Source organism: Clostridium sp. CM042 (assembly GCF_055080995.1).
Genome location: NZ_CM143646.1, coordinates 1532062 through 1544454, shown reverse-complemented (window position 1 = coordinate 1544454; position 12393 = coordinate 1532062). Strand labels below are relative to the sequence as shown.

At 30.0% G+C, this 12393-nt stretch carries 8 protein-coding genes; all 8 read left to right on the top strand.

Annotation, left to right across the window (positions count from 1 at the left end):
- Positions 1-206 precede the first annotated feature (206 nt).
- The 8 genes from ACWJJ7_RS07290 (at position 207) to ACWJJ7_RS07255 (ending at position 12357) form a co-directional block, all read left to right on the top strand.
- A complete protein-coding gene (locus ACWJJ7_RS07290; protein ID WP_462964585.1) occupies positions 207-3308 on the top strand; it encodes an insulinase family protein in 3102 nt (1033 codons plus the stop codon).
- 196 nt (positions 3309-3504) lie between these two features.
- Positions 3505-6756, top strand: a complete 3252-nt coding sequence (locus tag ACWJJ7_RS07285; RefSeq protein ID WP_462964584.1) for a DEAD/DEAH box helicase — start codon at positions 3505-3507, stop codon at positions 6754-6756.
- Between the two features lie 69 nt (positions 6757-6825).
- Positions 6826-8016, top strand: coding sequence for a sensor histidine kinase (locus tag ACWJJ7_RS07280; RefSeq protein WP_462964583.1), 1191 nt, complete (start codon positions 6826-6828; stop codon positions 8014-8016).
- A gap of 52 nt (positions 8017-8068) precedes the next feature.
- Entirely contained in the window at positions 8069-8743 is a 675-nt protein-coding gene (locus ACWJJ7_RS07275) for a response regulator (RefSeq protein ID WP_462964582.1), read from the top strand.
- Between the two features lie 129 nt (positions 8744-8872).
- Positions 8873-10012, top strand: a complete 1140-nt coding sequence (locus ACWJJ7_RS07270; RefSeq protein ID WP_462964581.1) for an ABC transporter permease — start codon at positions 8873-8875, stop codon at positions 10010-10012.
- A 17-nt stretch (positions 10013-10029) separates the two neighbouring features.
- Complete coding sequence (locus ACWJJ7_RS07265) at positions 10030-10734, top strand: ABC transporter ATP-binding protein (RefSeq protein WP_462964580.1); 705 nt, start codon at positions 10030-10032, stop codon at positions 10732-10734.
- Entirely contained in the window at positions 10712-11842 is a 1131-nt protein-coding gene (locus tag ACWJJ7_RS07260) for an ABC transporter permease (RefSeq protein WP_462964579.1), read from the top strand. Before ACWJJ7_RS07265 ends, ACWJJ7_RS07260 begins: the two co-directional genes overlap by 23 nt.
- A gap of 68 nt (positions 11843-11910) precedes the next feature.
- Entirely contained in the window at positions 11911-12357 is a 447-nt protein-coding gene (locus ACWJJ7_RS07255) for a DUF2383 domain-containing protein (protein WP_462964578.1), read from the top strand.
- Positions 12358-12393: the final 36 nt, after the last annotated feature.

Genomic DNA, 12393 nt, shown 5'->3' with positions numbered 1-12393 from the left:
CAAATAAATGTATCTTTATAAAAAAACTCACTGAAAAGTGAGTTTTTTTTTAGTTGTAAAATTTTAATTTTATAGTTGTTTTTTTAATTATTCCTAAGTTAAATTTAGGATATACAATAATTAATGCATTGAATGTTGTAAATAAAACATACTACTTATAACATAAAAAATAATAATTAAAAATTTTATAGCTAAGGGGGAATCAAATGAAGAGGTTCACAAAAATAACTCCTATATTGGTGGCAATTGGATTATTATTTAATAGCTTCAGTAGTGTCGTACTTGGTACGCAAGTCGTACTTGGTACGCAAGTTACACAAGGTGCGCAAACGATGCCGGTACAATTAAGTAATTCTTTGCCAGCTATAAGCGTTAAGAAAGATTTAAAAACAGGAGAAAGTATATCAGGATTTAAGTTAGAATCTAAAAAATGGCTTTCCGATATACACTCAACTGCCATGATATTTAAGCATATTAAAAGTGGAGCCAAACTGATTTATTTACAAAATGAGGATGAAAACAAAGTATTTTCAGTAAGTTTCCGTACACCAGTGAATGATAACACTGGTGTTAACCACATTATTGAGCATTCAGTTTTATGTGGTTCAAAGAAGTATCCTGTTAAAGATCCATTTTTAATTATGACTAAGCAATCACTAAGTACGTTTATAAATGCTTTTACAGGGCCAGATTTTACAATGTATCCAGTAGCAAGTAAGAATGAAAAGGATTTTGATAATTTGATGAGTGTATACATGGATGCAGTATTTTATCCAAACATATCTAAAAATCCTAAGATACTTAAACAAGAAGGTTGGCATTACGAGGTTAATAGTAAAACAGGAGAGTTAAATTATAATGGAATAGTATACAATGAAATGAAAGGGAATAATTCTTCGCCAGAGGTAATTTTATCAAATACTATTAACCAATCGCTTTTTAATGAAAATTCATACAGTTTTGAATCTGGAGGTAATCCAGATAATATTCCTGACTTAACCTACGACAAATTTATGGAAACATATAAAAAATATTATGTTCCATCAAATAGTTCTATATATTTATATGGGAAATTGGATATTGAACATACATTAAAATTTATGAATGATAATTATCTAAGTAAATTTAAAAAAACAACTGTGGATAGTAAAATTAAATTACAGAAAAACCATGAAAAAAAAGTTGAAAAAACAGCTTTGTATCCTGTGGCTAAAGGTGCAGGCACAGCAAATATGTCATACCTATCATCTAACTATATGATCGATAAGGTAACAGATGTAGAAAATGTTTTAGGTTTTCAAATTTTGCAAGAAATCCTTTTGAATACTAAAGCTTCACCTCTAAGGAAAACCTTATTAAATAATGGTATTGGAACGAATGTTTATGCGAGTTTTAATCCATCAACTAAGCAACCAACTTTCAGTATAATTGCTACCAATGCAAATGAATCAGAAAAATATAAATTTAAAAGTCTTGTTGATGATGCTTTAAAACAAGTGGTAAAAGAGGGGTTTGATAAAGAATTAGTAAATTCAGTATTCACTGCTGTAGAACTTAGTTTGCGTACTCAAAATTCAGATGCTAACAGAGGCATGAATTACATGTCTTCAGCTTTAAATTGCTGGAATTATGATGTGAGTCCTACAGAATATCTAGAAATTACCCCAGCACTTAATAAAATAAAATCTAAGATATCTGATGGGTATTTTGAAAAATTAGTGCAAAAATATTTATTAGATAATGAAAATAATTCATTAGTTGTTTTAAAACCTTCTAGTGGATTAAATGAGATAAAAGAAGAAATGTTAAAAAAGAAACTTTCAGAGTATAAAAAATCACTATCACAAATTGAATTAGCTACAATTAAGAAAGACGCAGAAGAATTAAAAAAGTGGCAGAGAACATCGGATTCAAAAGAAAATTTATCTAAAATACCAACACTTACACTTAAGGATATAAATTTAAAATCAGAAGAAATTCCAACAATAGAAAAATTAGAAGGAGGTATAAAAGTATTAAGTCACCCTATGTTCACTAATGGAATTACTTATTCTAATTTATATTTTGACAGTTCAAAGGTGCCCCAAAACAAAGTATTATATTTGAAATTACTTGCGAGTGTTTTAGGAAATGTTAGTACTGAAAAATATAATATTATGCAACTTTCAAATAAAATGATGAAGTATACTGGTGGAATTGGATTTAATTCAACATCATTTAAAAATAATACTGATAGTAATAAATACTCTCCTAAAATGAGTGTTTCAGTAAATGCTATTAATAGTGCATTACCAAATTCCTTGGAACTACTAGATGAAATAATGAATCATAGTAAGTTTGATGATAAGGAGCGTATGAAAGATTTAATTAAAAAAATAAGAGTGAATTATGAATCTATGTTTGTTAATGAAGGTAACAGAATTGCAATAAAACGTACATTGTCCTATTTATCAGATAGTGGTAAGTATACTGATTTGGATTATTTACCTTACTACGATTTTATTTGTGATTTGGATGATAATTTTGATGTGAAATTTGAAGAAACGGTAAAAAATTTAAATGATGTTAAAGATATTGTATTTAACAAAGAGGAATTGGTTGTAACTTACACTGGAGATGAAAAAAATTATGAAGAATTTATTATTAGTCTAAATAAATTAGGTGAAAGAATTAAGGAAAAAAAATTTCCTAAGCAAAAATATGAATTTGATTTTTCAAAAAAGAATGAGGCTTTTGTAATTCCATCTCAAGTGCAATATGTAGTTAAGGCTGGGTGTTTTAAAAAAGCAGGGTACAACTATAATGGACATATGAAGGTTCTTGAAAATATTTTAAATAGTGATTATTTATGGCAGGAACTTAGAGTAAAAGGCGGTGCATATGGTGGGGCTATGAGCTTTGGAAAGGATGAAGTATTGTTCTATTCTTACCGCGATCCAAATTTAAAGGAGACATTAAACACATTTGATGATGCTGTGAAATTTTTAAAAAACTTTAAAGTGAGTGAAAAAGAGATGACTAATTATATAATAGGAACAATAGGAAGTATGGATTCTTTAGCAGGGCCATCTTCTAAAGGTCTAATGGGGGATAATATGTATTTTACAGGAACTACTCAAGCTGATATTCAAAAGCTACGTGATGAGGTGTTATCTACTACAGCGGGTGACGTAAGAGACTTTGTGGATCTATTGGACGCTGTAAAAAAACAGAATTTACATTGTGTTGTCGGTAGTGAAACTAAAGTAAATGAAAATAAAGATTTATTTGATAGGATTATAGTACCTATTAAGAAGGCTAAACATTAATATTTCAGCTCCGCAGGAGATGATTAAATGTGCTTTAAATTGCAGTATACATTTAAAAAGAACATAGAACGCAAGTTTTATGTTCTTTCTGCGTTTAGGGGCATGAAAATAGACTAGTATACTGACTTATTATTTACTTGAATGTCCCTTGTGGTATAATTAAAAGAATATAAAACTTAAGAACTAGGGAGAAAATATGTTGAAAGAAGATATGATATTACAAATATTTAATGAAGGAACCAGTGGTAAAAATCATGCGAGTGGGCAAAGGGTCCTTAATAATGATTTGGTTTCTTCTATAGATATTACTAATGAAGATAAATTAATATGTATAGATGGAAATGTGATTTCAGAGAAGCTTTTTAATGAATATCACACGAAAATTGAGATGGATGCAGTTCGAAGAAGTATTTTTACTACCTTCTGTAGCTGTTCTGATTTTGAAAACAATGAGTTCAAAAAAGAAAATTATTGTTGCAAACATTTAGTGGCAACATTTTATAAAGCATTAGGGGATTTAGCTGATCACCCTCTTTTAAGAGAGGATGATGTTATAAACCCAGATATATTTAAAAATAGTAACAATGTACTATCTATGCTTTTAGGAGATGAAAAACATAAGGATGAAATTAAAATAGAGGTGTACATAAATAAAAATCAGTGGACGAGCGACCTTACGGCTGAGTTTAAAATAGGGTTAGGCTCTATGAGCGCAAGTAATCTTTATGTTTTAAAGGATATTAACCACTTTTTATTAGGGTATTATAATAATATTCCTATAAACTATAGCAAAAATTTTACTTTTAATATGGAAAATCAAAGATTGAGCACAAAGGATAAAAGGCTTATTGATTTTATTGAAATGTTAAAGACCATGGAGGGAACTAGGAGGCAAGTTAACAGACGTGAAGGCCTGTATGTAGATGGAAAAAACATAAATATTCCTAAATATTTAACTAGGGAATTTTTTGAGATTATAACTAAGCATAGAGTCTATTTAAATGATGGCTTTTTTTATAGACCTGTGGATACAGAAATTTTATATGAGTCTCCACCCCTAGATTTTGATTTAAAAATAATAAAGGATAATTATGTACTTAAATCTTCAAGCGGAATGCCAGCATCTTTAGGATCTAAGAATGATGTTTTCTTGTATGGAACAAATATATATATTCCAGATTATGAGTTTTGTTATAAGATAAGTCCGTACCTTCAAGTTTTTAATGAGGCAAAGGTCGTAACTATTACAAGATTTGAGGAGGAGAATATATTAAGAAGGCTGATTCCTGATCTTAATTTATTGTCACCGAGTGTTGTTTTATCTAAGGCTATAAAAGATAAAATAGTAATGGGTAAGTGCGAGTTTAGTTTCTACTTTAATCAGGAGGGGAAAGATATTACTCTAACATTAAAAGTAAAGTATGGAACTTTTCAGTTTAATATCTTTGAGGATTGCCTTGAAAAAATAGTATATAGGGATTATAAAAAGGAAGCTCAGGTTATATCAATTCTAAAAGTTTTAGGTTTTCAGGAGATAAGAAATAAGTTTTATTTCTTAAAGGGAGAGGACTATATATTCAAATTTTTTAAAAGTGATATTGGGAGACTTCAAGAAATAGGAGAAGTATATTACTCCGAAAACTTTAAAGGTATAAAATCCTTAGGTGCTAAGGGTATTAGTGGAGATATTAAAAGCGGAAAATACAATTATTTTGAAATGGATTTCAAAATAGGGGATATTAAGCCGCAAGAGACTACAAATATACTAAGAGCCTTTAGAAATAGTCTTAAGTATTATAAGCTGAAAAGTGGTGAGTATCTTGATTTGGAGGAATTAGAGCTTAATAAATTCTTAAAGCTCTTAGATGTGATTACACCATCTGATAGTGATAATAATCATATTGAAATATCTAAAAGCAAAGGTATTTTCCTAGATGGTTATTTAAAGGAAAATAACATTAGATATATAAAAGGAAAAAAAGAATTAAAAGAGGTAAGAGATAAGATTAAGAATATTGAAAAATTGAATTTTAAAGAACCAGTTGATTTAAAAGGAAAATTAAGAGAGTATCAAAAGATCGGATATAATTGGTTTAAAACATTAGATTATTTAGGGTTTGGTGGGATTTTAGGAGACGAAATGGGTCTTGGTAAAACTATTCAAGCTATTACTTTTATATTAGCAAGTAAGGGAAGTAAGACTTTAATTGTAGCACCTACATCCCTAATATATAATTGGATAAGCGAGTTTGAAAAGTTTGCACCTAGGTTAAAGGTTGCTGCGGTTAATGGGTTAAAGGACGCGCGAGAAGAAATAATAAATAATATAGAAAATTATGATGTGATTATAACTACCTATAACCTATTAAAGAGGGACTTGGAAAGTTACAAGGTATTAGAGTTTGATTATTGCATACTAGATGAAGCTCAAAATATAAAAAATCCAAACTCTCAAAATGCAATAGCTGTGAAGGAGATAAGGGCGAAGACAAGATTTGCACTATCCGGTACACCAATAGAAAATTCTCTTATGGATTTATGGTCTATATTTGATTTTATAATGCCAGGATACCTATATGATCAAAAGAGATTTAGTGTAAGATACCATAAAAAGCTTAAGGAGAGTCCGGAGATATTAGAAGATTTAAATAGGCTTATAAAACCTTTTATTTTAAGGCGTCTGAAAAAAGATGTTTTAAAGGAATTACCTGATAAAATAGAAAAAACGCTAATAGTAAGTTTAGAGGAGGAGCAAAAGAAAGTTTATAAAACCTATGCAAATCATGCAATGGAACTTATTGAAAAGAAGGTGAAAAATGATGAGTTTAAAAATAGTAAAATAGAGATACTTTCGTATATAACAAAGTTAAGACAAATATGTTTAGATCCAACAGTACTCATGGATGATTATAGTGGTGATAGCGCAAAAATAGAAGCTCTAGTGGAACAACTTCATAAGAGTATAGAGGAGGGGCATAGAGTGCTTGTTTTCTCTCAATTCACCTCTGTTCTTAAGAATATACAAAAAAGACTTGTAGTAGAGAGAATAGCTTTTAGTTACTTGGATGGATCAGTGCTGTCAGAGAAGAGAATAAATTTGGTAAAAGACTTCAATGATGGCGAAAATTCTGTATTTTTAATAAGCTTAAAGGCTGGAGGCACAGGCCTAAATTTAACTTCTGCAGATGTAGTAATTCACTTTGATCCTTGGTGGAATCCAGCAGTAGAAGAGCAGGCAACTGATAGGGCTCATAGAATAGGGCAAAAGAATGTGGTGAGTGTTATAAAAATTATAGCTAAGGGCACAATTGAGGAAAAAATTCTGTCACTTCAAGAAGAGAAGAAAAAGCTTATATCAGAGCTTATGGGGGATGAACTATCTGGCGGCGAAGGTTTTGCAGCCTTAAGTGAGGAAGAGATATTTGGATTGTTTGAAATGAAAGAGTAAAACTTGATTATAAATTCTTTTTATTGTAAAGTTAGGTAATAATACTATTTTAAATTTATGAGGTATTTTATGAAAAATAAGATTAAGGACATTTTACTGATTATTAATTATATACTATTTACTGGGATATTTTTAATAACTGCACTTTATAACGCTGAAAATCAATTGTTAATTATTACTTTAACCTTCTTATTTTTAACATCTTACACTATTAGAGTGTTTTTCATATATGATAGTGAAAATCATAAAAATTTAAGTTGTTTTTCTTTAATAATAGATTTTATATTTATATTTACACTTAATCTAAATGATAACTCTCATCTATCTTTATGTTTATATTATTTTATGTTGGAAGATATTGTTCTAAATTTCAAATTAGCATTTGGTATAATTGCTTCAATTTTTTCATTTGTACTTTACTGCGTAACTTTAAGTATTATGGTGGATTTTGAATTTGCAAGTATCATTGTGAAAATACTTTTAAGTCTATCAATTTTTTCTATGATTTATTTGATGTTTTTCCTTGTGAGATATTTATTAAAGCAAGCAGAAATAATTGAAGTCTCTTTAAATGAAATAACTATGGAGAAATTAGAAAAAGAATGCATATATATGAATTTAAAGGATGCATATGAAAAGTTAGAGATGATGACTATTATTAAAGAGAGAAATAAGATAGCACGGGAAATTCATGATACAGTGGGGCATACATTAACCACTGTATTAGTAGAAATAGAGGCTAGCAAAAGGCTGATGAAGGTGAATTCGAATTTATCAAAAGAGAAACTTTGCTTAGCACAAAGTCAAGTGAGAAAGGGTCTTAATGATATTCGTACCTCTGTCCGGGTGCTTGAAAAAGGTGATGAATTACTGGAGTTTTATCCTTCATTAGAAGCGCTCATTAAGGATACTCAATTACACTCAGGGGTTGTAATTAAAACTGAAATAGACTCTTCATTAAATTTTAATAAACAAGCGAAAAATGTAATTTTATCTTCTCTATTAGAGGGGCTTACCAATGGGATTCGTCATGGTAAAAGTAATGCTTTTTTGTTTAAACTTATAAAAAAAGATGATAAAGTATGTTTTTCTCTTGAAGATAATGGCGAAGGTGCAGGTACATTAAACTACGGATTCGGGCTTCGCGCTATGCGAGATAGAGTTTATGACTTAGAAGGAAGCTTTGACATTAATTCTGATGTGCAAGAGGGCTTAGAACTTCTCATTACACTTTCTTATTCTAAAGCTTGCCTTCAATAACTTTTAGAAAAATGTAATAATATTAAATGCTTTATTTTTGGGGGAGGCTTTTATGGACAAAATAAGAGTGTTAATTGCAGATGATCAAACCCTTATGAGGGATGGACTTAAGACAATACTTGAACTAGAGGAAAATATAGAAGTAGTGGCCCTTGCAAAAGATGGGGTGGAGGCACTAGAATTATGCTCTGAAACTAAACCTCAGGTGGTGTTAATGGATATAAGAATGCCAAATATGGATGGAGTACAATGCACCAAATTAATAAAGGAAAAATTCCCTAATATAATGATACTTATTCTTACAACCTTTGATGATGAAGAATTCATTGTTAAAGCTTTAAGCAATGGTGCAACTGGTTATATTTTGAAGGATATAGAAGGGGATGGACTTATAAAAGCGGTGAAGGATGCGTACACGGGTGCTTTTATATTGCCCTCTAAAATTGCTATAGTGCTTGCTGGTAAAATAGTCAAAGAGTACAGTAATGACAATCAAAAAAATATTAAGAATCGTGAAGCTAAATTATTAAGTTCTTTTGGACTTTCAGAAAAAGAAATTGAAATTGCAAAAATGCTATCTCAGGGTTTTACCAATAAGCAAATTGCATCTTCATTATACATATCTGGTGGAACAGTAAAAAACTATGTAAGTAATCTATATAGTAAAATAGGCATTTCTGATAGAACATCAGCGGCGATATATATTAAGGATTTACTTTTGGAATAGATATACATTAAAAAAGTAACCCTGGTCATTTTATTTTGTGACCAGGGTTACTTTTATATTACTCCTAAAATTGGTATTATTTTATTAGAAGGTAATTATAAAAAACATGCTATGAAAGGAGTTAGTAAAATGAAACCTTTATCATCTTTAAGTTATTGTAAAAATAACAAGAAAAAACTTATTACTTCTACCATATCAATATTAGTGGCCGTTTCATTTTTATATATTTTCCAGACCTTTGTAAAATCTATAGGAGACTCAATGCAAGAGCTAAATGTAAACCAATATAAAAATCATATGACAGTGCAAAGTATGGGGAAAGACAAACCAATACCAGAAAGTATCATGAGGACACTTAAAGACAACTCTAATGTAGAAAATATAATCCCATTTGTTTCATATCAAACACGCTATGATATACCCGGAAGTTCAACCAATGCTCCCATTTTAGGTATACGACCTGAAAATATAGAATATGTTATGAAAAAACACAACATAACATTAAAGGAAGGAAGACTACCACTGGAAAATCATAAAGAAGTGGCACTAGATTATAGAATATCAAAAAATAAAAATGTAAAGATCGGGGATAAAATAGGGAATTCTATTGATAAAAATGATGCCTTAAATGGTGAGTATACAGTGGTAGGAATAGTTGAAGGCGATGCGTATTTATCATTTATGCCTTATAACATTAATATAGCCAAAATAAATACCAAGGATACAATTACAGCGGAAAAATCGATATTAGTTTTTCCAAAGGACAATAAAGTAAAAGATGTGGATAAACTGCTACTAAGTTTCCCTAAAAAGGAGGTAACAGTGATGACTTTAAGTGGAATAATTAAACTTTATAATGAAATAGCATCTATAATGCGTACATTAGATATGATTTGTATACTTGCGATTATAGTAATGGTTATTTCCGCTGGAAGCTCTAAATATGTAGAATTTTTTAGTAGAAAACAGGAACTTGGTATCTTAAATGCCATGGGGTATACCAAGGTGGAACTAATGAAGAAGGTATTTTGGGAAGTGTTTATTGTAAATCTACTAGGATTTACTCTAGGGCTAATTTTAGGATGGTTGTCTTCTATCTTAATAAATGATGGAACATTTGGAGCGGTTGGAGGGGTTTCAGTACACTATTCTTCAAAAGCTTTATATATGGCAATTTATATACCACTATTTACAACATTATTTACATTAATACCTGTAAACAGAATGATAAGTAAGCTAGATCCTATAGTAATGATAGAAGGAATATAAAAAAGGAGTGAATCATTATGTTATTTAAAGTAGAAAATTTAAATTTGATATATGATATTGGAAAAGAGGTTCAGACATATGCTTTAAGAAATATTAATCTTTCATTGGAAGAAAACAGGTTAATAGGCATAATGGGACCATCTGGTAGCGGTAAAAGTTCATTGCTATATTCATTAGCAGGACTTAAAATTCCATCATCAGGCATCATAAGTTACAATAATATGAAATTTAATGAATTATCTATTTCTAAAAGTACAGAGCTTAGGCGTAAAGATTTTGGGTTTATTTTCCAAAGGCATTTTCTTATAGATTATATGAGCGTAATAGATAATGTATTAACACCAATAAATGACAATAGTACTCGTGCAAAAGAAAAAGCTTTGGGTTTATTAAAAAAGCTTGGCATTGAGCATTTGGCAAACAAAAAGCCCCATCAATTATCTGGTGGACAAAGACAAAAGGCTGCAATTGCTAGAGCACTTATAAATGACCCTAAAGTAATTTTTGGTGATGAGATTACTGCATCTTTAGATCATTCTAGTGCAAGGGAAGTAATGAAGCTACTAGACGCATATAAAAATAATGCCTTAGTTATTGTTGTAACACATGATGCTTCCATACTTGAAAATGCAGATGATATAATTAATATATGGGATGGGGCTGTTACCTCAATTAAAAAAAGAGGAATGGAGGGATGTAATGAATCCGCTATCAGCCTTTAAGTATATTAAGAATAATACTTTTAAAATATTGCCAATACTAATGTCTATAATGGTGGGTGTTTTACTAATTTATTTTTATTCACTAATAAATAAAAGTACTATTGAGCTAACAAAGATAACAGCGACTAATATTTTTAGTAAATACACAACAGTGTCTAGCAATAATGAAGATCCTATTCCCAAAGATTACTTAGACAAAATAACTAATGATAATAATGTAGGGTATATTGTGCCTCTAATTGGTGAGTATGGTTCTCTTCAATATAGTGGCTTTTTGGGTTCAATGTCTATAGAGGTTTTAAATTTTTATGAAAAGGATATATCGAGGGTTCTTACTACCCTTGATATGAAACTAATTCAAGGTAGACTTCCTAGGACCAATAAGAATGAAATCATTATTCCCGAAAAATATGCTCTGCAAAACAAATTAAAAACAGGAGATTATATTGGCTCAGAGATATCCGCAAGCTACCAAATAGAAGGCAAATTTAAAGTGTCAGGAATTACAGATGGTCCAGTAATGCTGGCGGTAGTCAGCGATAATAAGAATAATATTCTTAGAAGTGCAGTAATGAAGCACTCTATAGCATTTTCGGTTAAAAATATAAAAGATAAAAATTTAATTAATTATTTATCTAAAAGTACACCTAAAAGTATTTTGATTAGGGATTATTACAGTCTTTCAACGCAACTGGATGAAATTCTAAGGCCTATGAATAGTTTATCATTTATGCTTAATATGATAATAATAGTAGTGCTATGTATATCACTTGGAAATTTGAATTACATTAACTTCCTTAATCGAAAATACGAATTTGGAGTATTATTAGCTATAGGTTATAAAAAAAGTACCCTTTATTTTAAACTTTGGAAGGAAAACGCTACGGTATGTTTACTTGGATATATAGGTGGAATACTATTAACTACGCTTATAGCTTTTATTTTGAATTTAACTGTACTTTATCCAACTGGTAAATTTATTCCTTTGTGGAGCATTTCTGGTGCAGGGGTAGCGTCGTTTATACCAATAATTGTATCATTTTTAAGCTTAATTGCACCTATTAAGGAACTTCGAAAAACCGATCCAATTGATGTAATTGGAGGTTAAGGGACATTCAAGTAAATAATTATGTATAAAGCAAACAGCTAATGCTCACAATAAACTGAGGTGAGATTATGGATGTAAATAAGGATGTAAAAGCAATGAATAAATTCTTAAAAGGAATACACATGGGAGGTACTACTTTTAAAGATTATCTGCATAAAGCTAAAGAGCCAAAGCTTAAAAATGAACTAGTTCAAATTATAGAATCATTTAAAACACATGAAGAGGCAATTACCAATAGGATAGAAAAGTTAGGTGGTAATGCTTCCGATACTCTTGGAATAATGGGGACTATGGCAGATTTTTTTGAGAAAATTAAACTTATACCCGTAAATACTGATTTGGAAGTATGCGAGCATGCAATAGATGCTATGGAAATGGGAATAAAGCAAGGCAATAAATTTATAGAGCAGAATAAGGAGTTGGATACTAGTCTAATGAGTGAAGTAGAAGGTGTTGTAGCCGACTATGACAATCATTTAAGAAAAATACAAGAAATAGTAAGACTATGTAAATAGTAAAATGCTCTCACTTTATAAGTGGGAGCATTTTAT